The sequence below is a fragment of the Burkholderia sp. Bp9004 genome (genome assembly GCF_003858025.1).
In the GTDB taxonomy this organism is placed as follows: Bacteria; Pseudomonadota; Gammaproteobacteria; order Burkholderiales; family Burkholderiaceae; genus Burkholderia; species Burkholderia diffusa.
Genome location: NZ_QTQD01000016.1, coordinates 19,388 through 45,603, shown reverse-complemented (window position 1 = coordinate 45,603; position 26,216 = coordinate 19,388). Strand labels below are relative to the sequence as shown.

23 protein-coding genes and 1 tRNA gene are annotated in these 26,216 nt (G+C 67.3%); 8 read left to right on the top strand and 16 right to left on the bottom strand.

The annotated features are described in order from the left end of the window. Positions 1-55: 55 nt before the first annotated feature. Together DIE08_RS18535 and DIE08_RS18530 are read left to right on the top strand one after the other, a co-directional pair. Positions 56-1,477, top strand: coding sequence for an AmpG family muropeptide MFS transporter (locus DIE08_RS18535; RefSeq protein ID WP_124902910.1), 1,422 nt, complete (start codon positions 56-58; stop codon positions 1,475-1,477). Next, positions 1,467-2,513, top strand: a complete 1,047-nt coding sequence (locus DIE08_RS18530) for a M48 family metallopeptidase (protein WP_124902908.1) — start codon at positions 1,467-1,469, stop codon at positions 2,511-2,513. The genes DIE08_RS18535 and DIE08_RS18530 overlap by 11 nt, the downstream gene beginning before the upstream one ends. A gap of 67 nt (positions 2,514-2,580) precedes the next feature. Here DIE08_RS18530 and DIE08_RS18525 read toward each other — a convergent pair whose 3' ends face one another. Continuing rightward, on the bottom strand, positions 2,581-3,525 hold the full coding sequence (locus tag DIE08_RS18525) for an AraC family transcriptional regulator (RefSeq protein ID WP_124902906.1): 945 nt from the start codon (positions 3,523-3,525) through the stop codon (positions 2,581-2,583). A 227-nt stretch (positions 3,526-3,752) separates the two neighbouring features. Here DIE08_RS18525 and DIE08_RS18520 point away from each other — a divergent pair, with 227 nt between their 5' ends. Beyond that, complete coding sequence (locus DIE08_RS18520) at positions 3,753-4,805, top strand: NAD(P)-dependent alcohol dehydrogenase (protein WP_059607484.1); 1,053 nt, start codon at positions 3,753-3,755, stop codon at positions 4,803-4,805. Between the two features lie 102 nt (positions 4,806-4,907). Here DIE08_RS18520 and DIE08_RS18515 read toward each other — a convergent pair whose 3' ends face one another. The 5 genes from DIE08_RS18515 to gatC form a co-directional block, all read right to left on the bottom strand. Beyond that, complete coding sequence (locus DIE08_RS18515) at positions 4,908-5,681, bottom strand: exodeoxyribonuclease III (RefSeq protein WP_059607486.1); 774 nt, start codon at positions 5,679-5,681, stop codon at positions 4,908-4,910. Between the two features lie 49 nt (positions 5,682-5,730). Next, positions 5,731-6,570 carry a polyphosphate kinase 2 family protein gene (locus DIE08_RS18510; RefSeq protein WP_124902904.1) on the bottom strand — a complete coding sequence of 280 codons (840 nt, stop codon included), beginning with the start codon at positions 6,568-6,570 and terminating at the stop codon, positions 5,731-5,733. A 126-nt stretch (positions 6,571-6,696) separates the two neighbouring features. Next, positions 6,697-8,169 carry an Asp-tRNA(Asn)/Glu-tRNA(Gln) amidotransferase subunit GatB gene (gatB, locus tag DIE08_RS18505; RefSeq protein ID WP_059678975.1) on the bottom strand — a complete coding sequence of 491 codons (1,473 nt, stop codon included), beginning with the start codon at positions 8,167-8,169 and terminating at the stop codon, positions 6,697-6,699. Positions 8,170-8,173: 4 nt separating this feature from the next. Continuing rightward, positions 8,174-9,664 carry an Asp-tRNA(Asn)/Glu-tRNA(Gln) amidotransferase subunit GatA gene (gatA, locus tag DIE08_RS18500; protein ID WP_124902902.1) on the bottom strand — a complete coding sequence of 497 codons (1,491 nt, stop codon included), beginning with the start codon at positions 9,662-9,664 and terminating at the stop codon, positions 8,174-8,176. A gap of 66 nt (positions 9,665-9,730) precedes the next feature. Then, positions 9,731-10,030: an Asp-tRNA(Asn)/Glu-tRNA(Gln) amidotransferase subunit GatC gene (gatC, locus tag DIE08_RS18495; protein WP_006407213.1), complete on the bottom strand. Its 300-nt coding sequence runs from the start codon at positions 10,028-10,030 to the stop codon at positions 9,731-9,733. A 366-nt stretch (positions 10,031-10,396) separates the two neighbouring features. Between gatC and DIE08_RS18490 the strand changes: the two genes are divergently transcribed. From DIE08_RS18490 to rodA, 5 genes are all read left to right on the top strand, one after another. Continuing rightward, entirely contained in the window at positions 10,397-11,440 is a 1,044-nt protein-coding gene (locus tag DIE08_RS18490; RefSeq protein ID WP_004189550.1) for a rod shape-determining protein, read from the top strand. Between the two features lie 127 nt (positions 11,441-11,567). Then, entirely contained in the window at positions 11,568-12,635 is a 1,068-nt protein-coding gene (mreC, locus tag DIE08_RS18485) for a rod shape-determining protein MreC (RefSeq protein WP_124902900.1), read from the top strand. After that, the gene (gene mreD / locus DIE08_RS18480) at positions 12,632-13,144 is read left to right on the top strand and encodes a rod shape-determining protein MreD (protein ID WP_009687274.1); all 513 of its coding nucleotides are present in this window, start codon (positions 12,632-12,634) and stop codon (positions 13,142-13,144) included. Before mreC ends, mreD begins: the two co-directional genes overlap by 4 nt. Before the next feature lie 109 nt (positions 13,145-13,253). Further along, the gene (gene mrdA, locus DIE08_RS18475; RefSeq protein ID WP_124902898.1) at positions 13,254-15,539 is read left to right on the top strand and encodes a penicillin-binding protein 2; all 2,286 of its coding nucleotides are present in this window, start codon (positions 13,254-13,256) and stop codon (positions 15,537-15,539) included. Positions 15,540-15,550: 11 nt separating this feature from the next. Next, a complete protein-coding gene (gene rodA, locus DIE08_RS18470; RefSeq protein WP_059448422.1) occupies positions 15,551-16,699 on the top strand; it encodes a rod shape-determining protein RodA in 1,149 nt (382 codons plus the stop codon). Between the two features lie 110 nt (positions 16,700-16,809). Here the strand turns inward: rodA and DIE08_RS18465 are convergent, their stop codons facing one another. The 10 genes from DIE08_RS18465 to rsmB form a co-directional block, all read right to left on the bottom strand. Then, entirely contained in the window at positions 16,810-17,583 is a 774-nt protein-coding gene (locus tag DIE08_RS18465) for a tetratricopeptide repeat protein (protein ID WP_124902896.1), read from the bottom strand. Beyond that, on the bottom strand, positions 17,580-18,365 hold the full coding sequence (locus tag DIE08_RS18460; RefSeq protein ID WP_124902894.1) for an HpcH/HpaI aldolase/citrate lyase family protein: 786 nt from the start codon (positions 18,363-18,365) through the stop codon (positions 17,580-17,582). The genes DIE08_RS18465 and DIE08_RS18460 overlap by 4 nt, the downstream gene beginning before the upstream one ends. A 296-nt stretch (positions 18,366-18,661) precedes the next feature. Beyond that, entirely contained in the window at positions 18,662-19,114 is a 453-nt protein-coding gene (gene queD, locus DIE08_RS18455) for a 6-carboxytetrahydropterin synthase QueD (RefSeq protein WP_044847357.1), read from the bottom strand. 18 nt (positions 19,115-19,132) lie between these two features. Next, on the bottom strand, positions 19,133-19,765 hold the full coding sequence (gene queE / locus DIE08_RS18450; protein ID WP_059468636.1) for a 7-carboxy-7-deazaguanine synthase: 633 nt from the start codon (positions 19,763-19,765) through the stop codon (positions 19,133-19,135). A 75-nt stretch (positions 19,766-19,840) separates the two neighbouring features. Beyond that, positions 19,841-20,575 carry a 7-cyano-7-deazaguanine synthase QueC gene (gene queC / locus DIE08_RS18445; protein WP_059607503.1) on the bottom strand — a complete coding sequence of 245 codons (735 nt, stop codon included), beginning with the start codon at positions 20,573-20,575 and terminating at the stop codon, positions 19,841-19,843. A 351-nt stretch (positions 20,576-20,926) separates the two neighbouring features. Continuing rightward, positions 20,927-21,002 (bottom strand) — tRNA-Phe (locus tag DIE08_RS18440). A gap of 60 nt (positions 21,003-21,062) precedes the next feature. Beyond that, on the bottom strand, positions 21,063-21,764 hold the full coding sequence (gene esaR, locus DIE08_RS18435; RefSeq protein WP_124902892.1) for a response regulator transcription factor EsaR: 702 nt from the start codon (positions 21,762-21,764) through the stop codon (positions 21,063-21,065). Continuing rightward, on the bottom strand, positions 21,765-24,179 hold the full coding sequence (gene esaS / locus DIE08_RS18430; protein ID WP_124627048.1) for a sensor histidine kinase EsaS: 2,415 nt from the start codon (positions 24,177-24,179) through the stop codon (positions 21,765-21,767). It lies immediately after the preceding gene. After that, positions 24,169-24,759 (bottom strand): DUF4390 domain-containing protein, encoded by a 591-nt coding sequence (locus tag DIE08_RS18425; protein WP_059607510.1) that lies wholly within the window; start codon positions 24,757-24,759, stop codon positions 24,169-24,171. Before DIE08_RS18425 ends, esaS begins: the two co-directional genes overlap by 11 nt. After that, a complete protein-coding gene (gene rsmB, locus DIE08_RS18420) occupies positions 24,756-26,144 on the bottom strand; it encodes a 16S rRNA (cytosine(967)-C(5))-methyltransferase RsmB (protein WP_124902890.1) in 1,389 nt (462 codons plus the stop codon). The genes DIE08_RS18425 and rsmB overlap by 4 nt, the downstream gene beginning before the upstream one ends. Positions 26,145-26,216 lie beyond the last annotated feature (72 nt).

Here is a 26,216-nt window from a genome sequence, read left to right as displayed (position 1 = left end):
GCCCGCGCTGCCTGCGCCGCCGCCGCAATCAGTCAACGCTACCCAGTTTCTGTCCATGTCCAAAAGGCCACACGAGGCGCCCGCACTCACCGCTCACGAGGATCACCCCGGCTGGCGCGCCTATCTGAACACGCACATGCTGATCTGCGTGTTCCTGGGCTTCACGTCCGGTCTGCCGCTCTTCACGCTCGTCTACCTCGTGCAGGCATGGCTGCGCTCCGAGGGCGTGAACCTGAAGGAAATCGGCCTGTTCGCGCTGATCCAGTTCCCGTATACGTGGAAGTTCCTGTGGGCGCCGCTGATGGACCGCTACGTCCCGCGCCTGCCCGGCTGGCGGCCGGGACGCCGGCGCGGCTGGCTGCTGCTCACGCAGGTGCTGGTCGCCGGCGCGATCGCCGCGCTCGGCTTCGTGTCGCCGCGCGACTCGATCTGGACGGTCGCCGCGCTCACCACGCTCGTCGCGTTCTTCGGCGCGAGCGCGGACGTCGTGATCGATGCCTACCGTCGCGAGCTGCTGCGCGACACCGAGCAGGGCCTCGGCAACGCGATACACGTGAACGCGTACAAGCTCGCCGCGCTGATCCCCGGCTCGCTCGCGCTGATCCTGTCCGACCACATGCCGTGGGACGTCGTGTTCGCGATCACCGGCGCATTCATGCTGCCGGGCATCCTGATGACGCTCGTCGTGCGCGAGCCCGAGGTGATCGGCGCGCCGCCGCGCAACCTGCGCGACGCGATCGTGCTGCCGTTCCGCGAATTCATCCAGCGCGACGGCTGGCGCGGCGCGCTGCTCGTCATCGCGTTCATCTTCCTGTTCAAGATCGGCGACACGATGGCCACCACGCTGTCGACGTCGTTCTTCCTCGACATCGGCTTCACGCGCACCGAAATCGGCATCGTCGCGAAAACCACCGCGCTCGTCGCGAGCGTTGCCGGCGGCATCATCGGCGGCATCTGGCTCGTGAAGATCGGCATCGGCCGCGGTCTGTGGATCTTCGGCGCGCTGCAGATGGTGTCGACGCTCGGCTTCGCGTGGCTCGCGCAGGTCGGCCCCGGCTCGCCGGTGCTCGCGGTGCTTTACGACTTCACGGTCGCGGCAAGTCACGCGCTCGCGTCGTTCCTGTCGGTCTTCGGCTTCGAGGTCACGCCGCACCTGAGCCCGATGACGGTCGCGCTCGCACTCGTCTACGCCGCCGAGACGTTCACCACCGGCCTGACGATGGCCGCGTTCGTCGCGTATATCGCGAGCACGACCGATCCGCGCTACACGGCCACGCAGTTCGCGCTGTTCACGAGCCTCGCGTCCGTGCCGCGCACGCTCGCCTCGGCCGCGAGCGGCTTCATCGTCGCGAAGATCGGCTGGTTCGACTACTTCATCGTGTGCACCGCGCTCGCGATCCCCGGCATGCTGCTGCTGTTCAAGATCGCGCCGTGGAACGGCACCGCGCGCAACGGCGAGGCCAGCCGTGCGCAATGATCGACTGCATCGTGCGGCACGCGTCGCCGCCGCGCTGAGCGTCGGCCTCGCGACGCTCGGCACGGCGGGAAGCGTGCATGCGGCCGACACAAGTGCGGCTGCGGCCGGCTCCGCGCCCGCCATCGCGCCGGCTGCGCCGTCCACGCCCGCGGCTCCGGTTGCGCAGTCCGCCGCCGAAGCCGCGCAGCCGACCGGCGCCGCCGTGCCTGCGAATGCCTATACGCCGACGTCGCAGCAGGTGCGCTACGGCAACGCGATCGCGTTCCGCACGCTGATCCCGTCGCCGCTGCTCGAGCAGCTCACCACGAGCGAATACGCGCAGATCGTGCAGGCAGCCGCCGACAGCGACCGTCTGCTGCCCGCCAACCAGCCGCGCGTGAAGCGACTGCGCGCGATCGTCATGAAGCTCGCGCCGTATTCGGTGAAGTGGAACGATCGTGTGAAGAACTGGGCATGGGACGTCAACGCGATCCGCTCGCGCGACATCCGCGTCACGTGCCTGCCGGGCGGCAAGGTGCTCGTGTACGGCGGGATGCTCGATCGCGTCCGCCTGAACGACGACGAGTTCGGTGTGCTGCTCGCGCACGGCATCGCGCATGCGCTGCGCGAACACGCACGCAGCAATTTCAGCACGACGTCGCAAACGTCGCTGCGCGCGGCCTCGCTGCCGCCGCTGTTCGGCGTCGGCGAGCCGCTGCCGCAGGCGCTGAACCTCGGCGCGCGCCTGCAGACGCTGCGCTACGACCCGACCGACGAAACCGAAGCCGACGTGATCGGCGGCGACATTGCCGCCCGCGCGGGCTTCGATCCGCGCGCGGCGATCACGCTGTGGGACAAGCTCGCGGCGGCGACGCGCGCGAACAGGACATCGGGCTTCATCTACATGCACCCGTACAACGCCGCGCGGCGGCAGGATCTGCTGAACCGCCTGCCGGACCTGATGCCGCTGTATGCGAAGGCAGTCGGCAAACGGGTCGACACGCTCCCCGACTACGCGGGCATCAGCGCGCAGCGGCGCAAGATCGTGCGGCGCTGAGCGCCGCATGCGGCGGCTTCCCCGCCGCGCATCGCCGGCGCGCGTCAGCGGCGTATGAGGCCGGGCGCTACGCGCCGACTTCCGACTCGACGGGCCGGCTGCCGCTTTCGCGCATCCAGCGCACGTCGTCTCCCGGGCTGCGGCCGAACAGCCGCTTGAACTCCCGGCTGAACTGCGACGCGCTCGCATAGCCGACCCGCGCCGCGGCGGCACCTGCCCCGAGACCGTCCTGCACCATCATCAACCGCGCCTGGTGCAGGCGCGCGGCCTTCACGTATTGCATCGGTGACGTCGCCGTCACGTGCTTGAACTGCGCGTGAAACACCGCAAGGCTCATCCCGGCCTCGCGCGCGAGCGTCTCGACGTCGAGATCGGCCTTCAGGTCCGCATGGATGCGCCGGAGCGCCTTCGCGATGCGGCCGAAATGATGTTGCTGAACGAGCGCCGCGCGAATCGCGTCGCCCTGCGCGCCCGTCAGCACGCGATACGCGATCTCGCGCATGATCGCCGGCCCGAGCACGCACGTGTCGTGCGGCGACGCGAGCACTTCGAGCAGCCGCACCACCGCGTCGGCGAGCGGCGCATCGAGCGGCGTCGAACAGACGCCGTGCGGCTCGCCGACCGCCGCACCGAGCGTCTCGTCGAGCAGGATCGCGAGCTCGGCGATCACCGCGAGATCGACGCGGATCGAGATCGCGAGAAACGGCTCGTCCATGCTCGCAAAGGTCTCGCATTCGAACGGCAGCGGCACCGACAGCACGAGATACTGCTGCGCGTCGTAGACGAACGAGCGATCGCCGAGATAGCCGAGCTTGCGACCCTGGCACACGACGATGATGCTCGGCTCGTACAGCACCGGCATGCGCGGCACCGGACGGCTCACGCGGATGAAGCGCACGCCGTCGAGCGCCGCCAGCGTATCGCCGTCGTTCGGTGCGAGACGCGAATGCAGCTCGATCATGCGGCGCCGCACACGGTCGCCCGCGTCGTCTGAAAGGGGCTGGAAGCTCATCGGCGTCATCCTGTCCTGCAAGAGAATCAGGCTCGCAATGTAGCACCTTGAAAGCATTTTTACGGCCGTTCGCGCGCAATTCGAGAGGAATAGGCAAATCTTCGAGACCTTCGTGTATTTCGCCGACGCGGCTCGCTCCTTACGATGGGCACCTGTCTCGCCGCGTCGCCACATGACGCGGCGGCAGTCTGATTCGCCGGATGTTTTCCCGGACAAGGAGCCCCTGCATGAGCACAACCTACGCTTACGCGGCGACCGACGCGCAGTCACCGCTCGCCCCGTTCGAATTCCAGCGCCGCGCGCTGCGCGACCTCGACGTCCAGATCGAGGTGCTCTACTGCGGCGTCTGCCACTCGGACCTGCATCAGGCCCGCAACGAATGGCGCAACACGATCTACCCGGTCGTGCCGGGCCATGAAATCGTCGGCCGCGTGACCGCGACCGGCCCGCAGGTGTCGCGCTTCAAGGTCGGCGAGCTGGTCGGCGTCGGCTGTCTCGTCGATTCGTGCCGCACCTGCCCCAGCTGCGCGGAAGGCCTCGAGCAGTATTGCGAGAACGGCTTCGTCGGCACCTACAACGGCCAGGATCGCGTGACCGGCGATGTCACGTACGGCGGCTATTCGACGCAGCTCGTCGTCGACGAGGCATTCGTGCTGCGCGTGCCCGAGACGCTCGACCCGGCCGGCGCCGCGCCGCTGCTGTGCGCGGGGATCACGACCTATTCGCCGCTGCGCCAGTGGAACGTCGGCCCCGGCAAGAAGGTCGGGATCGTCGGCCTCGGCGGGCTTGGCCACATGGGCGTGAAACTCGCGCGCGCGATGGGCGCGCACGTCGTGCTGTTCACGACATCGCCGTCGAAGATCGAGGACGGCAAGCGCGTCGGCGCGCATGAAGTGGTGATCTCGAAGGACGAGGCGCAGATGAACGCGCACCTGAACAGCTTCGATTTCATCCTGAACACGGTCGCCGCGCAGCACGACCTGAACCCGTTCCTGCACCTGCTGAAGCGCGACGGCACGATGACGCTCGTGGGCGCGCCGGAGCACGACCATCCGTCGCCGCAGGTGTTCAACCTGATCTTCAAGCGCCGCCGCCTCGCGGGCTCGCTGATCGGCGGGATCGCGGAGACGCAGGAAATGCTCGATTTCTGCGCGAAGCATGGCATCACGTCGGATATCGAAACGATTCCGATGCAGCAGATCAACACCGCTTACGAGCGGATGCTGAAGAGCGACGTGAAGTACCGGTTCGTGATCGACATGGCGTCGATCAAGCAGTAAGCCGCGCGCCAAACGAAACGGGCCGCATGTTCGACATGCGGCCCGTTCTGCATCCGGCGACCGGACGGCCCGACGGCTACGCGCGTGGCGGCGCGCCGACGATCACTTCTTGTAGTCGTAATCCACCGTCAGCGGCGCGTGATCGCTGAACTTGATGTCCTTGAAGATCGACGTGCTTTTCGCGGTACCGGCCACGCCGGGCGTCGCGATCTGGTAGTCGATCCGCCACCCGACGTTCTTCGCATACGCCTGGCCGCGGTTGCTCCACCACGTGTACTGCTCGGGGCGCTGGTCGAGCGTGCGGAACACGTCGACATAGCCGACATCGTCGAACAGCTTCGTGAGCCACTCGCGCTCTTCCGGCAGGCAGCCCGAGTTCTTCTGGTTGCTCTTCCAGTTCTTGATGTCGATTTCCTTATGGACGATGTTCACGTCGCCGCACAGGATCACCTCGCGCTTCTTCTTCAGCTCGGCGAGGTGCGGCATGAATTCGTCCATGAAGCGGTACTTCGCCTGCTGGCGCTCTTCGCCGCTCGAGCCGGACGGCACGTACACCGACACGACCGACAGCTTGCCGTAGCGCGCCTCGACGTAGCGCCCCTCGGAATCGAATTCGCTGCTGCCGAAGCCGATGATCACGTCATCGGGCTCGTGGCGGCTGTACACGCCCGCGCCGCTGTAGCCCTTCTTCTCGGCGTGGTGGAAGTAGCTCCTGAAGCCGTGCGGCTCGACGAATTCGGCCGGCAGGTCGTCGGCCGATACCTTGATTTCCTGCACGCACACGCAATCGGCGTTCTGTTCGCCGAGCCATTCGAAGAAGCCCTTCTTCGCGGCGGAGCGGATGCCGTTCAGGTTGGCGGTAATCACTCGCATCATGTCGGGTTCCGTTGTTCAGTTCAGTTCGATGTTGTTACAGGATCGCAGGCTAGCGGATCTTCACGCCTTCGAGCTCGGGCTTCGGCAGCGGGAATTCCAGCTTCATGTCGGTCATCGTGCGCAGCAGCAGCTCGGCGATCATCACGTTGCGGTGCGTCTTCGAGTCCGCCGGGATCACGTACCACGGCGCATGCTCGGCCGACGTCGCGGCGAGCGTGTCGCGGTACGCGGACTGATATGCGTCCCAGCGCTTGCGCGCGTCGAGATCGGAGATGTCGAACTTCCAGTGCTTGGTCGGATCGTCGATACGCGCCTGCAGCCGCGCGCGCTGTTCGTCCTTCGAGATGTGCAGGAAGCACTTGATGATGGTCGTGCCGTTCTCGACCAGCATCGTCTCGAAATCGCGGATCTGCCGGTAGCGGCGCTCGCACTCCTTGCTGTCGATCGCGTCGAGCACGCGCGGCACGAGCACGTCTTCATAGTGGCTGCGGTTGAAGATCGCGAGCTCGCCCGCGGCCGGCACCTGCGCATGCACGCGCCACAGGAAGTCGTGCGCGGCTTCGATCGGCGTCGGCGCCTTGAACGACACGACGCGCAGGCCGAGCGGATCGACCTCGCGGAACACGGCGCGCACGGTGCCGTCCTTGCCGCTGGTATCCATCCCCTGCAGCACGAGCAGCACGCGCTTCTTCTGCTGCGTGTGCAGACGTTCCTGCTGCACGTCGAGCTCGATCGACACGGCCGACAGCCGTTCGCGGTCGGCATCCTTCGACCCCGACGAGAACGGCTTCGCAGCCGGGTCGAACGCATCGAGCGTGAATGCGGCGGCTTCCTTCTCGCGCGTGCTGTACGGCACGCGGAAATCGTCGAGCGACGGTTGTTTCGCCATTCGTTCCTCCGTTGGACGGTGCAAGGCACACGCGCACACGATAACGCATGCACCAAAACGACGGGCCGCCCCGAACAGGTTCGGCGGCGGCCCGTCGTCAGGCGCGGTTCAGGCGCGCGGCCATGCTCAGCCGAGCTTCTTCTTCAGCAACTCGTTGACCTGCTGCGGATTGGCCTTGCCCTTGGTCGCCTTCATCGCCTGGCCGATCAGCGCGTTGAACGCCTTTTCCTTGCCCGCGCGGAATTCCTCGACCGACTTCGCGTTCGCCGCGAGCACCTCGTCGATGATCGCCTCCAGCGCGCCGGTGTCGGAGATCTGCTTCAGCCCCTTCGCATCGATGATGCGGTCGGCCGCGCCGTCGTCGGTCGCCTTCTCGTCCCAGATCGTCGAGAAGATTTCCTTCGCGATCTTGTTCGAGATCGTGCCGTCGGCGATGCGCTGCAGCACGAGCGCGAGCTGGGCCGCCGATACCGGAATCGCGTCGATCTCGATGCCGTCGCGGTTCAGCTGCGACGATACGTCGCCCATCAGCCAGTTCGCGGCGATCTTCGCGTTCGCCGCGCCGGCCTTTGCGACCACGGCCTCGAAATACGCGGCCATCGCCTTGCTCGACGTCAGCACGCCCGCGTCGTACGCGGACACGCCGTACTGCTCGACGAAGCGCTGCTGCATCGCGGCCGGCAGCTCGGGCATCCCGGACTGCACGCGTTCGATCCAGTCCTGGCCGATCACGAGCGGCATCAGGTCGGGATCGGGGAAGTAGCGGTAGTCGTGCGCGTCTTCCTTGCTGCGCATCGAACGCGTCTCGCGCTTGTCCGGATCGTAGAGGCGCGTTTCCTGCACGACTTCGCCGCCGTCCTCGATCAGCTCGATCTGGCGGCGCACTTCGTAGTTGATCGCTTCCTCGAGGAACCGGAACGAGTTCAGGTTCTTGATCTCGGCGCGCGTGCCGAACTTCTCCTGGCCGACCGGCCGCACCGACACGTTCGCGTCGCAGCGGAACGAGCCTTCCTGCATGTTGCCGTCGCAGATGCCGAGCCACACGACGAGCGCGTGCAGCGCCTTCGCATAGGCCACGGCCTCGGCCGCGCTACGCATTTCCGGCTCGGTGACGATCTCGAGCAGCGGCGTGCCCGCGCGGTTCAGGTCGATCCCCGTCATACCGGCGAAGTCTTCGTGCAGCGACTTGCCCGCGTCTTCCTCGAGGTGCGCGCGGGTCAGGTTGACCGTCTTCTCGTACGCTTCCTTGCCGGCCTTTTCGTTGGCGGGCACCTGGATCGTGATCGAGCCGCCCTGCACGACCGGAATCTCGTACTGGCTGATCTGATAGCCCTTCGGCAGATCGGGGTAGAAATAATTCTTGCGCGCGAAGATGCTGCGCGGCGCGATGGTCGAGCCGATCGCGAGGCCGAAGCGGATCGCGCGTTCGACCGCGCCGCGGTTCAGCACCGGCAGCACGCCCGGCAGCGCCAGGTCGACCGGGCAGGCCTGCGTGTTCGGCTCGGCGCCGAACTGCGTCGACGCGCCGGAGAAAATCTTCGAGACGGTCGACAGTTGCGCGTGCGTCTCGAGACCGATGACGACTTCCCATTGAGTCATATGCTTACACCCCCGCCGGAACTTGCTTGTGCCAGTCGGTCGCGCGCTGGAACGCGTCGGCGACCTGCAGCATCCGGGCTTCGTTGAAATAGTTGCCGATGATCTGCAGACCGACCGGGCGCTTCGCGTTCGCGCCGGCGCCGAAGCCGCACGGCACGCTCATGCCGGGCAGGCCTGCGAGGCTCACCGACAGCGTGTAGATATCCGCGAGATACATCTGCACCGGATCGTCGCCCTTCGCGCCGAGATCCCATGCGACCGTCGGCGACGCCGGGCCCATGATCACGTCGCAGGACTTGAACGCCTCCTGGAAATCGTTCGCGATGATGCGGCGGATCTTCTGCGCCTGCAGGTAGTACGCGTCGTAGTAGCCGTGCGACAGCACGTAGGTGCCGACCAGGATCCGGCGCTTCACCTCGGGGCCGAAGCCTTCGGCGCGCGACTTCTTGTACATGTCGAGCAGGTCGCCGTACTGCGCGGCGCGGTGGCCGAAGCGCACGCCGTCGAAACGCGACAGGTTCGACGACGCCTCGGCCGGCGCGATCACGTAATACACGGGGATCGACAGTTCCGTCTTCGGCAGCGACACCGGCACGAGTGTTGCGCCGAGCGCCTCGTATTGCTTGAGCGCCGCGTCGATCGACGCGCGCACGTCGTCGGCGAGGCCGTCGCCGAAGTATTCCTTCGGCAGGCCGATGCGCAGGCCCGCGAGCGGCTTGCCCGCATCGTTGCCCGGCGCCCACGGCTGGCCGAGGTGGCGCGTGAAGTCTTCATCGTCGCGCTCGAGGCTCGTCGAGTCGCGCTCGTCGAAGCCGGCCATCGCGTTCAGCAGCAGCGCGCAGTCGGACGCGCTCTGCGCCATCGGGCCGCCCTGGTCGAGCGACGACGCGAACGCGATCATCCCGTAGCGCGACACGCGGCCGTAGGTCGGCTTGATGCCCGTCACGCCCGCGAACGACGCGGGCTGGCGGATCGAGCCGCCGGTGTCGGTGCCGGTCGCGGCCGGCGCGAGGCGCGCGGCGACGGCGGCCGAGCTGCCGCCCGAGCTGCCGCCCGGCACGGCGTTCGTGTCCCACGGGTTCTTCACCGCGCCGAACGCCGAATTCTCGTTGGACGAGCCCATCGCGAACTCGTCCATGTTGGTCTTGCCGAGCGTGACCATGCCGGCCGCCTGCAGGCGGGCGACGACGGTCGCGTCGAACGGGCTTTCGTAGTTCGCGAGCATCTTCGAGCCGGCGGTCGAGCGCCAGCCACGCGTGACGAACACGTCCTTGTGCGCGATCGGCAGGCCGGTCAGCGCGCCGCCCGCGCCGCGCGCGAGTTCGGCGTCGGCGGCCTTCGCCTGCGCGAGGGTGAGGTCGGCGTCGACATGGACGAACGCGTTCAGGTCGCGTGCCGCGTCGATCCGTTTCAGGTAGAGCTGCGCGAGCTCGACGGCCGAGCATTCCTTGGCGGCGAGCGCGGCGCGCAGTTCGGTCAGGCTTTTTGCGTGCATTGAGTGGTTTTCCTGGGAATTCTGGGTGGCGCGCGGCGCGAAGGCGGCGCGCTTGTCATCGAATGCTTACTCGATCACCTTCGGCACGAGATAGAGGCCGTCCTGGACGGCCGGCGCCGGACGCTGGTTGTCGTCGCGATTGACGACTTCCGTCACGGCGTCGTCGCGCAGGCGCTGCGCGACTTCCTGGATCTGTTCGATCGGGTGGGCGAGCGGCGCGATGCCGGCGGTGTCGACCGCCTGCATCTGCTCGACGAGGCCGAAGAATTCATTGAGCTGGCCGAGCGTATGCTCGGCGTCGGCGTCGGCCATTTCGAGTCGCGCCAGGTGCGCGATGCGTTTCACATCGGTCAGGGTCAGGGCCATGCGATCACCGGAAAAACAAGGCTGCGCAGCGCATGAAAACCGCGCTGCGGCGGGGGGTTGGAGGGTGCGATCCCACCCTCAAAAATCAGGGCCGAAGCGGCAAAAATACCGTCCGTTTCGATTCAAATACCGAGAAATTATAAGGTATCATTACGCGTTCGACCCAAACCCGGCAGCCTTTTCCCGCACCGTTTCGCCCCGCTTCGGCAAGCCGTGCGTGCTTCGTGCGATCCCCGGTAGCCATCACTCGCAGCTTCGTGCGCCGCGGCGGCCGCTTCCGCCACGCTTCCCGAGGCTGTTATTTTTTCCGCTGCCGCCCTCAGCGTTCGCTATGCAGGGCCGGCCCAGAGCGAAACAGGATTCTGAATGTTCGGTTTTTTGCGCAGCTACTTCTCCAACGATCTGGCGATCGACCTCGGCACCGCAAACACCCTGATCTACATGCGCGGCAAGGGCATCGTGCTCGATGAGCCGTCCGTCGTGTCGATTCGCCAGGAAGGCGGCCCCAACGGCAAGAAGACGATCCAGGCGGTCGGCAAGGAAGCCAAGCAGATGCTCGGCAAGGTGCCGGGCAACATCGAGGCGATCCGCCCGATGAAGGACGGCGTGATCGCCGACTTCACCGTCACCGAGCAGATGATCAAGCAGTTCATCAAGACGGCGCACGAGTCGCGCATGTTCTCGCCGTCGCCGCGCATCATCATCTGCGTGCCGTGCGGCTCGACCCAGGTCGAGCGTCGCGCGATCAAGGAAGCCGCGCACGGCGCCGGCGCGTCGCAGGTCTACCTGATCGAGGAGCCGATGGCGGCTGCGATCGGCGCGGGCCTGCCGGTGTCGGAAGCCACGGGCTCGATGGTCGTCGACATCGGCGGCGGCACGACGGAAGTCGGCGTGATCTCGCTTGGCGGCATCGTGTACAAGGGCTCGGTGCGCGTCGGCGGCGACAAGTTCGACGAGGCGATCGTCAACTACATCCGCCGCAACTACGGGATGCTGATCGGCGAGCAGACGGCCGAGGCGATCAAGAAGGAAATCGGCTCCGCGTTCCCGGGCTCCGAAGTCAAGGAAATGGAAGTGAAGGGCCGCAACCTGTCGGAAGGCATTCCGCGCAGCTTCACGATCTCCAGCAACGAAATCCTCGAAGCACTGACCGATCCGCTGAACCAGATCGTGTCGTCGGTGAAGATCGCGCTCGAGCAGACGCCGCCGGAACTCGGCGCCGACATCGCCGAGCGCGGGATGATGCTCACGGGCGGCGGTGCGCTGCTGCGCGACCTCGATCGCCTGCTCGCGGAAGAAACCGGCCTGCCGGTGCTCGTCGCCGAAGATCCGCTCACCTGCGTCGTACGCGGTTCGGGCATGGCGCTCGAGCGCATGGACAAGCTGGGCAGCATCTTCTCGTACGAGTGATCGCCTAAGCAGTCCCGTTTGATATGACGCACCCGCGGCGTGGCCGGATCGCTCGTTCAGAACGAACCGCCACGCCGTTTGCGCGTCTGAGCATTATTTAACCGATCCCACGCGCCCGGCGCCGACCATGGAATACAGTCCGCCGCCCCTCTTCAAGCAAGGTCCGCCCGCGCTCGCGCGGCTCATCTTCTTCGTCGCCCTCGCCATCGCGCTCCTCGTGTCGGACGCGCGCTTCAGCACGCTCGAAATCGTCCGCGGCGTGCTGGGCACCGTGCTGTACCCGCTGCAGCGCGCGGCGCTCGTGCCGCGTGACTTGTTCATGGGCGCGGCCGACATCGCCGTCACGGGTGCATCGCTGCGCCACGAGAACGACGCGCTGCGCAAGCGCAACCTGCAGCTGTCCACGCAGGCCAACCAGGCCGCGGTGCTCACGCAGGAAAACATGCACCTGCGCGCGGTGCTCGAGCTACGCCAGCACATCGCGACGCAATCGACGCCCGTCGAAATCCAGTACGACACCAGCGACCCGTTCACGCAGAAGATCGTGATCGGGCAAGGTTCGCAGCAAGGCATCCAGAACGGCGCACCGGTCGTCAGCGAGGACGGCGTGATCGGTCAGATCACGCGCGTGTTCCCGCTGCAGGCCGAAGTCACGCTGATCACCGACCGCGATCTCGCGATACCCGTGCAGGTGCTGCGCACCGGCCTGCGCAGCGTGATCTACGGGACGCCGAAGGGCGATTCGCTCGACCTGCGCTTCGTGCCGACGAGCTCGGACCTCGTCGCCGGCGACGAACTCGTCACGAGCGGCCTCGACGGCGTGTACCCGCCGGGCCTGCCGGTCGCGAAGGTCGTGCGCGTCGACAAGCTCGCCGATACCGCATTCGCGCGCGTGACCTGCGCGCCGGTCGCCGCCGTGCGCGGCGCGCGCCAGATGCTCGTGCTGCACTACCAGAACGACGTCCCGCCGCGCCCGGTCGAGCCCGACCCGGCCGCCGAGAAGAACGCGAAGGGCAAGAAGGGCGCCAAGGCCGCCGCGAAGGGCGAGAAGGCAGAAAAGGCCGACGCGAACGCGAAGGCGGCCGCCGCGGCCGCGCCCGGCGCGCAACCCGCGCCGTCGTCACCCGTCGCTTCGGCCAAGCCCGCCGTCGCGCCCGCGAAGCCCGCGGCCGGGCAACCAGGAGCCCAGCGATGAACCGCCCGCAATACATCCTGCAGCCGGTCAACCCGTATTTCATCGTCTTCAGTCTCGCCGCCGCGTTCCTGCTGAACCTGATGCCGTGGGGCCGCCTGCCGGGCGTGCCCGACTTCGTCGCGCTCGTGCTGCTGTTCTGGAACATCCACCAGCCGCGCAAGGTCGGGATGGGTGTCGCGTTCGCGCTCGGCATCCTGATGGACGTGCATGACGCGGGGCTGCTCGGCGAGCACGCGCTTGCCTATACGCTGCTGTCGTACGGCGCGATCACGATCCACCGCCGCGTGCTGTGGATGCCGATCGGAGTGCAGGTGCTGTACGTCACGCCGCTGCTCGTCGTCGCGCAACTGGTGCCATTCGTGATCCGCCTCGTGATGGGCGCCGCGTTTCCCGGCTGGCGCTATCTGGTGGACGGCTTCGTCGAGGCCGCGCTGTGGCCGATCGCGAGCCACCTGCTGCTGATGCCGCAACGCCGCCCGGTCGACCCGGACGATACGCGCCCCATCTGAGCCGGACCGACCTTGAATACCTGCCGCCCCCACGCCCGCGCGCCGCGCTCCGGGGCGGCTCCTCGCCCGCGCGTGGTCGCCGCGCACGGGCCAGATCGATCGTAACCGCATGACCGAATTCAACGACACCCAACAGCAGCTCTCGAAGTTCCGCCTGCGCGTCGCGGCGGCGGGCGTGTTCGTGTTCGTCTGCTTCGGGCTGCTCGCGAGCCGCTTCTTCTACCTGCAGTTGATGCAGCACGGCAAATACGCGCTGCAGGCCGAGGAAAACCGCATCTCGGTCGCGCCGATCGTGCCGAACCGCGGGATCATCACCGATCGCAACGGCGTGGTCCTCGCGAAAAACTATTCGGCGTACACGCTCGAGATCACGCCGTCGAAGCTCGACGACACGCTCGACAACACGATCGACAAGCTGTCCGCGATCATCCCGATCGACGCGCGCGACCGCCGCCGCTTCAAGAAGCTGCAGGAAGACTCGAAGAACTTCGAGAGCCTGCCGATCCGCACGCGCCTCACGGACGCCGAAGTCGCGCGCTTCACGGCGCAGCGCTTCCGCTTCCCCGGCGTCGACGTGCGCGCGCGGCTATTCCGCCAATATCCGCTCGGCACGACCGCCGCGCACGTGATCGGCTACATCGGCCGGATCTCGAAGCGCGACCAGGATCGCATCGACGCGATAAGCGACGACAACGACAGCGACCAGGAACACTACGATCCGCGTCGCGACGCGAACAACTACAAGGGCACCGACTACATCGGCAAGATCGGCGTCGAGCAGAGCTACGAAACCGAGCTGCATGGCCTCACGGGCTTCGAGGAAGTCGAGGTGACGGCCGGCGGCCGGCCCGTGCGCACGCTGTCGCGCACGCAGGCGACGCCCGGCAACAACCTCGTGCTGTCGCTCGACATCGGGCTGCAGCAGGTCGCCGAGCAGGCGTTTGCCGGCAAGCGCGGCGCGCTCGTCGCGATCGAGCCGAAGTCGGGCGACGTGCTCGCGTTCGTGTCGTCGCCGAGCTTCGACCCGAATTCGTTCGTCGACGGCATCGACCAGCAGACCTGGGACGAGCTGAACAACTCCACCGACAAGCCGCTCCTGAACCGCCCGCTGCACGGCACCTACCCGCCCGGCTCGACGTACAAGCCGTTCATGGCGCTGGCCGGCCTGACGCTCGGCAAGCGCTCGCCGGGCTGGGGCTTCCAGGATCCCGGCTACTTCACGTTCGGTGGTCACACGTTCCGCAACGACGTGCGCTCGGGCCAGGGCTGGGTCGACATGAACAAGGCGATCATGGTGTCGAACGACACCTACTTCTACATGCTCGCGCGCGACCTCGGCGTGAACGCGATCGCGAACTTCATGAAGCCGTTCGGTTTCGGCCAGATCACCGGCATCGACATCCAGGGCGAGGCGCGCGGGATCCTGCCGTCGACCGACTGGAAGAAAAAGGCGTTCAAGAAGGCCGCGCAGCAGAAGTGGTTCGACGGCGAGACGATCAGCCTCGGGATCGGCCAGGGCTACAACTCGTTCACGATCCTGCAGCTCGCGCACGCCACCGCGACGCTCGCGAACAACGGCGTCGTGATGAAGCCCCACCTCGTGAAGGAGGTCGAGGATCCGATCACGCGCGGGCGCCATCTGACCGTGCCGAAGGAAAGCGAAACGATTCCGCTCAAGCAGGCCGACATCGACGTGGTGAAGCGCGGGATGGAGAACGTGATCGAGAACCCGTCCGGCACCGCGTACAAGGTGTTCCGCGGCGCGCCGTACCTCGCTGCCGGCAAGACCGGCACCGCGCAGGTGTTCTCGCTGCAGGGCTCGAACTACAAGGGCCACCTGCTCGCCGAGCACTTGCGCGACCACGCGCTGTTCATCGCGTACGCGCCGGTCGACCATCCGCAGATCGCCATCGCGCTGATCGTCGAGAACGGCGGTTGGGGCGCGCAGGCCGCCGGCCCGATCGCGCGCCGCGTGCTCGATTTCTACCTCGTCGATCGCCAGAAACCGGAGAATGAGGCGGCCGCCGTCGCCGCCGCTGCGTCGGCGACCGAGCCGATCAACGCACCGGTGATCGGCGATGCCTCGAAGACCGTGTCCGTCGCGGCCGGCTTCAAGGCGCTTCCCCAGCCCGTCGTGCCGGTCGCGGCCAGCGCGGCGGATGCGGCATCGGCCGCGTCGGCGCCCGATGCATCGGGCGCGGCCGGGGCAAGCGCGGCGCAGCCCGCCGTCGCGAGCGCAGCAGCGCCGATGGCCGCGAGCCTGCCGCCGATCCGGCGCCCGCACCGGCCTCGCCGGCCCGCCAGCGACGCGCAGCCGCTCGCCACCGCGCCGCGCGACGACAACTCCCGTGCCCCGGCCGCCGCGAAAGCGGCGAACGCCGGCACCGCTCATTAACGGAGAAAGGCATGCAATTCGACAAGCGCGCCTGGCTCGACAAGATCAAGCAGATGTTCGCGGGCTTCGACCGCCCGCTCGCCCTCATCGTGTTCCTGCTGCTGTGCGTCGGCATCGTCACGCTGTACAGCGCGTCGATCGACATGCCGGGCCGCGTCGAGGACCAATTGCGCAACATCCTGCTGACGTTCGTGCTGATGTGGGTGATCGCCAACATTCCGCCGACGACCCTGATGCGCTTCGCGGTCCCGCTGTATTCGTTCGGGGTCGCGCTGCTGGTCGCGGTCGCGCTGTTCGGGATGACCAAGAAGGGCGCGAAGCGCTGGCTGAACGTCGGCGTCGTGATCCAGCCGTCGGAAATCCTCAAGATCGCGACACCGCTGATGCTCGCGTGGTATTACCAGCGCCGCGAAGGCGGGCTGCGCTGGTACGACTTCGTCGCCGCGTTCGGGATCCTGATGGTGCCGGTCGGGTTGATCGCCAAGCAGCCCGATCTCGGCACGGGCCTGCTCGTGTTCGCGGCCGGCTTCTTCGTGATCTACCTCGCCGGCCTGTCGTTCAAGCTGATCGTGCCGGTGCTCGTCGCGGGCGTGATCGCGGTCGGCTCGATCGCCGTGTTCGAAGAGCGCATCTGCCAGCCCGAAGTGCAGTGGCCGCTGATGCACGACTACCAGAAGCACCGTGTGTGCACGCTGCTCGACCCGACCTCCGACCCGCTCGGCAAGGGCTTCCACACGATCCAGGCCGTGATCGCGATCGGCTCGGGCGGTGTGCTCGGCAAGGGCTACCTGAAGGGCACGCAGGCCCACCTCGAATTCATTCCGGAGAAACACACCGACTTCATCTTCGCGGTGTTCTCGGAGGAATGGGGGCTCGTCGGCGGCCTCGTGCTGCTGACGCTCTACATGGCGCTGATCGCGCGCGGGCTCTACATCGCCGCGCAGGGCGCGACGCTGTTCGGCCGTCTGCTCGCGGGCTCGCTCACGCTCGCGTTCTTCGTCTATGCGTTCGTCAACATCGGGATGGTGAGTGGCGTGCTGCCCGTCGTCGGCGTGCCGTTGCCGTTCATGAGCTACGGCGGCACCGCGCTCACGACGCTCGGCATCGCGATCGGGATGATCATGAGCGTCGGGCGACAGCGGCGGCTGATGAAGAGCTGACGCCGCGCACGACACGCAGTCGCCAGCGGAGCAGTCGCGGCAATGAAAAACGGCGCCTCGTGCGCCGTTTTTCATCGGGCAGGTCGAATGCAGTGCGTGCCGCCCGCTCACTACGGCGTCGCGCGCGGGTTCCCGTGGTCCGCGCCGGCGCCCGAGGCCGGCTCCTGCGTCTTCAGGCGCGCGCTCAGCTCCTTGAATTTCAGCCCGGCCGTCTCGTCGCCCTGCGCGGCCGCGGCCGCGTAATACGCGCGCGCGATGTTCAGGTTCTGCGTGACGCCGTCGCCGCCGCGCTCGTAGAACGACGCGGTCACGTACTGCGCGGTCGGCTCGCCCGCGTCGGCTGCCTGCTTGTACCACGCGAACGCCTGCCGGTTGTCGCGCTGGGTGCCGCGCCCGTCGAGGAACTGGTTCGCGAGCGACAGCTCGGCCTGCACGTGCCCCTGCTTCGCCGCGCGCAGGAACCAGCGGTGCGCTTCGGCCGGATTGCGCGCGACAAACTCGCCGTCGTCGAACATCCGCCCGTACACGTACTGCGCATGCGACATATTCGCGTCGGCCGCCCGCTTCAGCCAGCGCAGCCCTTCGTCGACGTTCGCGGTCACGCCAACGCCGGTGAGCAGCATCATCGCGTAGTTGAACTGCGCGAGCCGGTCGCCGCGTTCGGCCGCGTCGTGGAACTGCACCAGCGCCGCGCGATAGTCGCCGGCGTTGTAGTCGGCCACCGCCGATTGCGTCTCGCGCGCCGGGTCCGGCTTCGCATGCGGCGCATTCTGCGCGACCGCCGCGACGCACACGGCCCACAGCCCGAGCATCGTGCCGATGCGCCCGCGTACGACGGCCGTACGCCGCGCGCGTCCGGACTCCGCGCCGTCGCTGCCGTTCATGACCGCACCTCCTGCAGCGCCTGGCGCGTCGCACGCAGCAGCCAGCTCACGTCGGCCGACAGCGTGATCATCCGGTAGCCGGCCTCGCGATACTGGCGCGCGGTTGCCGTATCGTTCGCGAAGATGCCGACCGCGACGCCGGCCTGCCTGCCGGCCGCGAGCACGCGCGCCATCGCGGTTTCGACGTCCGGGTGGCGGCTGTCGCCGAGATGCCCGAGGCTCGCCGCCAGATCGGCCGGGCCGACGAACAGGCAGTCGACGCCCGGCGTCGCGGCGATCCGCTCGACTTCATCGATGCCCCGCGCCGATTCGATCTGCACGATCACCGCGACCTGCGCATTCGCCGTCTGCAGGTAATCGCGGCGCATGCCGAACGCCGCCGCACGCACCATGCCGGCCACGCCGCGCAGCCCGTCGGGGGAATCCGGCGACGGGAAGCGCGTGAGACGCACGGCGTGCGCGGCCTCGTCGGGCGTCTCGATGCACGGGAACATCAGCGTGCGCGCGCCGGCGTCGAGCGCGCGCTTCACGAGCCACGGCTCGCGCCCCGGCACGCGCACCACGGGCTCGCTCGGCAGGTGCGCCGCCGCCAGCGCGCGCAGTTGCGACGCGACGTCGCGGCTGTCGTTCGGCGCGTGCTCCATGTCGATGCAGAGCCAGTCGTAGCCGGCGTGCGCAAGCGCTTCCGCGACCGAATCGCTGCCGAGCGACAGCCACAGGCCGTACAGCGGCTCGTCGCCGTCGTGCAGACGTTGTTTGAGGGAATTGGTGAGCGTGCTCATCGATACGGCCTCCTGGACGGAACGGCAATCGAACGGGACAAGCAACAAGCAAAGCGGGCGTAACACGCCGGGCCGCCATGCACGGCGGCGCCGGACCGGGGCCCTGAACGTTGGTCGGACGTAGGCGGCCGATCTGACAGCGCGGGTCGCGCGGATGCGTTTTCCGGTGCCACGCAACGATCATAGCGCGGCGTTACACGGAATGTGGGAACAGGTGGAAAGCGGCGCCGGACGAGGCCGCACGGCACGGTGGCAGGCAGCCCGCACCGGTTGGCGAGGCTGCCGGAAGGGCAATATCAGCGGCCGGGCTGGCGCTCGACGTCGGCCCAGCAGTTCGGCGTTTCGTACAGACGCACACGTTCCAGGCGCAGGTTCACGCCGTAGTGCGCGTCGTACACGTTCGCGAGGATGTCGAATGCGATCGCCGCGAGGTTCTCGACGGTCGGGATGCGGTCGAGCACGACGGTCTTGTGGTCGGCCATCTGCTCGAGGAACGAGCGCACGACTTCGTCGCGCGCGTAGACCAGGAACGCGTGATCCCACTTGTTGACGAGGTGCTCGACCGCGAGCGCCTTCACGTCGGCGAAATCCATCACCATGCCGCGGTCGGGCGCCCCCTCGGTATCGACGAGATCGCCGCGCAGCGTGACTTCGAGCACGTAGCGATGGCCGTGCAGGTTCCGGCACTGGCTGCGGTGATCGGGAATGCGGTGGCCCGCGTCGAATTCGAGTTTTCGGGTAATCAGCACGATGTCAAAAGCCGTGGCTCAGGGAATGTTCAGATATTTGTGGGTCTGCATCGACAGCCGCCACTGCGGATGCCGCTTGCACCAGTCGATCGCGAGCTTCGTATTGAGATCGCGCGACGGGCCGTCCATCGGCTGCACGAGAAAATACTCGAAATCGAGCTTCGCGTAGTCGGCCAGCCGCTGGTTGTCCTGCGGGATCACGACCTTCAGTTCGTTGCCCTTCGTGACGACGAGCGGCGCGTCGGCCTTCGGGCTCACGCAGATCCAGTCGATCGTCTCGAGCACCGGCAGCGAGCCATTGGTCTCGATCGCGATCTCGAAGCCTGCTGCATGCAGCGCGTCGACGAGCGGCTGGTCGAGCTGCAGCATCGGCTCGCCGCCCGTGCAGACGACGAAGCGATGCGCTTCGCCGTCCGGCCACAGGCCGGCGATCGTCGCGACGAGCGCTTCGGCGTCCTTGAACTTGCCGCCGTTCTCGCCATCGGTGCCGACGAAGTCCGTATCGCAGAAACGGCACACGGCGTCCGCACGATCCTCTTCACGGCCCGACCACAGATTGCAGCCGGCGAACCGGCAGAACACGGCCGGACGGCCCGCGTTCGCGCCCTCGCCCTGCAACGTGTAGAAAATTTCCTTGACCGCGTAAGTCATCGTGCTTCGTCCGGCTTGCGCCGCTCGTTGTCGATCAGAATCCGTTATTCATCCAGCGCCGCCGACGCACCCGCGTCACAGCGGCGCTTCGGTCACCCGCTCGCCCTTCAGGTAGGCCTCGTAGCCACGCTTGCGCAGCTTGCAGGCGGGGCATTCGCCGCAGCCGAAGCCCCAGTCGTGCAGTTCCGCGCGCTCGCCCACGTAGCACGTGTGCGTCTCGACGCGGATCAGTTCGACGAGTGCCTCCCCGCCGAGTTGCTCGGCGAGTTGCCAAGTCTGCGCCTTGTCCAGCCACATCAGCGGGGTCTCGAGCACGACGCGCGTGTCCATGCCGAGGTTCAGCGCGACCTGCAGCGCCTTCATCGTGTCGTCGCGGCAGTCCGGGTAGCCCGAGAAATCGGTCTCGCACATTCCGCCGACCAGCACGCGCAGACCGCGGCGATAGGCGATCGCGGCCGCGATCGTCATGAACAGCAGGTTGCGGCCCGGCACGAACGTGTTCGGCAAGCCGTTCGCCGAGGTCTCGATCTCGATCGTGCGCGTCATCGCGGTATCGCTGATCGCGCCGAGCACCGACAGATCGATCATGTGATCGTCGCCGAGGCGGTCCGACCACGCCGGAAACTTGCGCTTCAGCGCTTCGCGCACGCCTTCGCGACACTCGAGTTCGACGCGATGACGCTGGCCGTAATCGAAGCCGAGCGTCTCGACCGTCTGGTAGCGTTCCAGGGCCCAGGCCACGCACGTGGCGGAATCCTGCCCGCCGGAAAACAACACGAGCGCGCCGTCTTTAGCGTCTGTCCGAATCACCGTGATACTCCGTGAATGTGTAGGCTCGCGTCGCACTGCGCCCCGAGGCCGGCTGCCGCCGGGCGGCCCGACGCGGCCGGCCTGCGCCGGCCCGACCAGTATAGGCAGCGCGGTCGGCCGCGAATGCGGCAGCGCGCTTATACCGCTCATCGCGCGGCATCGTTGCCGCGCACCGCGGCAGGCGCGCCACGGGCGACCGGCCATGCGCATGAAGCGATGCGCTAAGTCATTGAGCGGGCACGGATTTTATCATGCCCCGGCAAATGCTGCCGGGCACGCTGCCCACGACACGCAATACCCACCACAAACGAAAAACCCCAAGAACCTTCCGATTCTTGGGGTTTTAAATGCTGGTGGCCTGGGACGGAATCGAACCATCGACACGCGGATTTTCAATCCGCTGCTCTACCAACTGAGCTACCGGGCCAACGAAGAATGAAAGTATATCGAGCTATTCGTTCCTGAGCAAGTGTTTTCGCGAAATATTTTATGCGGCGCCTTCGGTCGGTTTCTTGCCGAGCTCGACGCCGAGTTGCTTGAGCTTGCGATAGAGGTGCGTGCGCTCGAGGCCCGTCTTTTCCGCGACGCGCGTCATGCTGCCGTTCTCGCGTGCGAGGTGATATTCGAAGTACGCGCGCTCGAATGCGTCGCGCGCTTCGCGCAACGGGATGTCGAACGGAATCGCGGCCGTCTGGCCCGCGAGGCCGAGCGCCGTGGCCATGTCGTCGCCGAGCGTCGGCAGCGCGGCCGCGGATGCGACTGCCGCCTGCCCCGATGCTTGCCCGACACCGGCTTTCGCGGCCGCGCTGACGGACACCGGCGCCGCGCCGCGCGCGAGACCGTGCTCGACGGACTTCAGCAGCTTCTGCAGCGCGATCGGCTTCTCGAGGAAATCGAGTGCGCCGATCTTCGTCGCCTCGACGGCCGTGTCGATCGTCGCGTGCCCGGACATCATAATCACGGGCATCGTCAACAGGCCCTGCGCCGCCCATTCCTTGAGCAGCGTGACGCCGTCGGTATCGGGCATCCAGATATCGAGCAGCACGAGATCGGGCGCCTGATTCAGGCGGTACTCCCGCGCGGCCTGCGCGTTCTCCGCCGCCTCGACGACATGTCCTTCATCGCTGAGGATCTCCGAGAGCAATTCCCGGATGCCCATTTCATCATCTACCACCAGGATGGTTGCCATTTACGCTGCCTTTGTCTGCATACTTGCTTTTGTCTTGGCGGGAGCCGTCCCGCCCTGCGCGCCGGATTCGGCGCCTGGCGTATCGCTCGCCATCTGCAGGAACAGGATCGACACCTGCGCACCCTCGACGGTCTCGCCGTGCATGCGATTGCGCAGATCGATCCGCGCGCCGTGCTCGTCGACGATTTTCTTGACCGTGGCCAGCCCGAGCCCCGTGCCCTTCGCCTTCGTCGTCACGTAAGGCTCGAACGCACGGGTCAGGATGCGTGCCGGAAAACCGGGCCCGTTGTCGGACACGGTAAGACGGACCGCGACGCGCGTTTTGCCCTCGGCGTCGGGGTCGCCATATTCTACTGTCTTGGTTTCGATCAACACACGCGGATGCGCGACTTCCGCGACCGAGTCCTGCGCGTTCTGCAGCAGGTTGTGAATCACCTGGCGCAGTTGCGTCGCGTCGCCGCGAATCACCGGCAGCGACGGCGCGAGTTCGGCGACGATCGCGCTCTTGCCTTCGCCGACACCATACAGCCCGAGCACCTCGCTCGCCAGTTCGTTCAGCTGCAGGTTCGCGAGCACCGCCGGCGGCGTGCGCGCATATTCGCGGAAATCGTCGACCATCCGCTTCATCGCGGCCACCTGGTTGACGATCATCGTCGCGCCGCGCTTGAGCACGTCCGCATCGGGCGGTGCGAGCTTGTCGGACAGCTTCATCTGCAACCGCTCGGCCGACAGCTGGATCGGCGTCAGCGGGTTCTTGATCTCGTGCGCGAGCCGCCGCGCGACCTCGCCCCATGCGACCGAGCGCTGCGCGGAAATCACGTCGGAGATGTCGTCGAAGACGACGACGTAGCCGGACGTCTGTGGATCGTCGGCCTCGCCCTCGACCGTCGATACGAGGCGTGTGCCGCGCACGAGCAAGGTCAGCGGATCGGCTTCGCCCGGCACCTCGATCGCGAACTGCTGCTGCCAGTGACCGCGATCGCCGCTGCCGCCGTCCGAAGCCGCTTCGCGATCGGCGAATGCCTTGCGCACCATCGCGCCGAATTCCGCGACGACGCCGATCCGGTCGAGCGCCGTGCCGATCATCGCGCCGAACGGCTGCCGGAAGATCCGCTCGGCGCCGCGGTTGGCCGTCGTCAGCCGGAACTGGCGATCGAGCACGAACACGCCGGCCGTCAGGTTCGCGAGGATGCTCTCGAGATACGTCTTCGAATGCTCGAGCGCGATACGGTTCTTCTCGACCGCCTGCCGCGCCTCGGACAACTGGCGCGTCATCGCGTTGAACGACTGCGTGAGGAAGCCGAGCTCGTCGCGCGACTTGATCTCGCGCTTCGGCGTGTAGTCGCCTTCGGTGATCTCCTTCGTGCCCTGCGCGAGCAGGAACAGCGGCCGCGCGAGCTGCTGGCCGAGCGCGAGCGCGAGCATCATCGCAATGAAGGTCGCGAGGAACAGCGCGAGCGTCAGCGTGCCGATGTACATCTTGCGCAGCCCGGTGCGGCCGAGCGCTTTTTCCTGGTACTCGCGATACGCGCGCTGCACCGCGTCGGCGTTGTGCGCGAGCGTGGGCGGCACCGGCTGGGTGAGCTGCAGGAATCGCTCCGCCGGTTGCAGCAGCGACGTCGTCGCATCAGGTATCGGCCGCACGACGCGCAGCCGCAGCGCGCCCTTCGCGCCGTGCGTGCGCGGGTCGCCGTCGACCTCGCCCTCGATCGCCGCGTACGCGCCGTGTTCGCGCGCCTGGCTCAGCATCAGCGGAGTCGGCAGGTCGTCCGGAATCAGCGCGGCGAAATTGCCCGATGCCTGCGCGACGATGTGCAGGTCGGGCGCCGCGCCGGAGCCGCCGCGGCTCGGCTCGACGATCGTCGCATCCTGCACGCCGAACTGGTCGCGCAGGCGCAAGAGCGTGAGTGTCGTGCCGTTCGTGTTCGCATCGACGCTCGCGAGCTGGTCCGACATCAGCCGCGCCTTCGTCTGCAGGTCGGACAGCGACGCGTCGAGCATCCCGCGGCCGAGGTTCAGGCCGGCGGTCAGCGCGGTCTCGACGTTCACGTCAAACCACGACTCGATACTGCGCGACACGAACTGGTACGACACGATGTAGATGATCCCGCCCGGCACCACGCCGACGAGCGCGAAGAACACCGCGAGCTTCGCGAGCAGCCGCGTGCCGAACTTGCCCTTCCTCAGGCGCACGACGATCATCCCGATCAGCCCGAGCACCACCAGCAGGAACACGAGCGCGACGATGATGTTCATCGCGTACAGCCACGAGTAGTAGCGGTCGAAGAATTCGGTGTTCGCGCTCGCGGCCGCGAGCAGCACGAGCAGCAGCAGCGCCGTGAGCGCGACGGTCGAGACGATCACACGAACGAGGAGGCTCTTCCCGCTGGCCGCGCGGCGCACTTTATTTAGCACGTTCGGTCACCGTGAAAGTGAAGCGCTTCCAGTCCGACCCGAGCGTCCAGTCGCGGTTGTTCACCGCGTCGACCTGGAACGGCTTCGGCATCAGCGCCGTATCGAGTTGCATCCGCACCGAGGCGGTGTAGGTTTCGCCGGCACGCACCTGGTTGCGGTCGATCACGTGCCACGACGTGATGTGCCGGACGACCGCGAGCGCGTCCTTCAGCGACGGGAAGCCGAGTTGCAGCCCGCCCGTCGACACGCGGTATTCGCGCGTGAGCGGCTGGAACGACAGGCGGATCGTCTGCGACACCGACACCGGCTGCTCGTCGAACCAGTACCAGCGCGCGCGGCCCAGTTCGAAATCGGTCGTGAAGTAAAGCGGGATGCCCTTGTTGACGGCATCCTCGAGGTTCGGATTCAGCTCGAAATCGAAGCGGGCATCGAGGCTCCAGCCGCTTCCGTCAGCCTGCAGCGATGCGCGCTGCACGGCGATCGACTCGGCACGCGCCGGCCGAACGACAGTCAGGCACAGCGCCAACGCGACCAGCAGGACGGCCGCGAGCCGAAGTGGAAAAAGGTGTTTGATCGTCACCGTTTCTGAAACCGCGCGTAGAAAAATCCGTCGTGATCGGTGTTCTGGTCGAGTGCGCCGGCCGCCCCGCCGTGCACGCCGCCCGGCAGCAGTTGGCCGGGCGCGTCCAATCGTACCGCATCTTCACAGGCCGCTTCAAACCAGCGAGCCTGCAACTCACCTTCCTCAGGGAAGATCGAACAGGTCACGTAGAGCAGTTCGCCGCCCGGCTTCACGAGCGGCCACAACGCTGTCAGGATGCGGCGCTGCTCCGCGACGAGCGCGGCAATATCGGCTTCGCGGCGCAGCCAGCGAATGTCGGGATGACGACGCACGATGCCGGACGCCGAGCATGGCACGTCGGCCAGGATGCGGTCGAACGGACGGCCGTCGTACCACGCGTCCGGCGCGCCCGCGTCGCCCACGCGCACGTCCGCCGCGAGAGACAGGCGCGCGAGGTTCTCGCCGATGCGCGCCGCGCGGGTCGCGTCGCTTTCGAGTGCGACGACTTCGGCGTCGGCCAGCTCGAGGATATGCCCGGTCTTGCCGCCCGGTGCCGCGCACGCGTCGAGCACGCGCATGCCGTCGCGCGCACCGAGCCATTCGGCCGCAAGCTGAGCACCGGCATCCTGCACCGACACGACGCCGTCGGCAAAGCCCGGAATGCGGTCAACCGGCAGCGCCGACGCGAGCCGCACCGCATGGCGGCCGATCCCGGTCGCCTCGATTCCGCTCGCGCGCAGCGTATCGAGATACGCATCGACGGTTGCGCGGCGCGCGTTCACGCGCAGCGTCAGCGGACCCTGGCGCTCGCCGGCCGCAAGAATCGTCTGCCAGGCTTCCGGCCACGCACGCTTCACCGCATCGACCCACCAAGTGCGGTAATTCCAGCGTGCGACGGGATCGTTCTGCATCGCCGCGACGAGCGCGTCGCGCTCACGCTGGAAACGCCGCAGCACGGCGTTGACCAGCCCCTTCGCGAACGCAAATTCGCGCCGTGCGCCGATCACTGTGACGGCCTGGTCGACGATGGTGAATGCCGGATACGCGGCCGCGTCCTCCGGATCGAGCAGCAGCGCAAGCGCACCGGCGAGCACCGCATGCACATGTGCGGGCGGCGCCTTGCTGACCAGCCGGCCGATCAGCCAATCCGCACTGCCGAGACGACGCATCGTCCGGTACGCGACGTCCTGCGTCGCGCCGCGCGCCAGCGCCTGCGCGCCGGCCGGCATCTGCGCGAACACCGCGGCCAGTGCCGCCGGCAGCGCGGTGCCGCGCCGCACCGCATCGACGGCCTGCGCGGCCGCGTCGAGCGCGAAGCCCAGCGAATCGGGCGCGAGATGCAGCGCGGGCAGGCGCGCGGCGCGGCCGGAGGAAGACTGAGCGGAGGAGCGGGTTCGTGTCATCGGAGCAAAATCGGCAAACGGGTGCCGCGAGCGGCGGGAACCCAGCGGCCGCGTGGCCGCCGCGATTCCAAA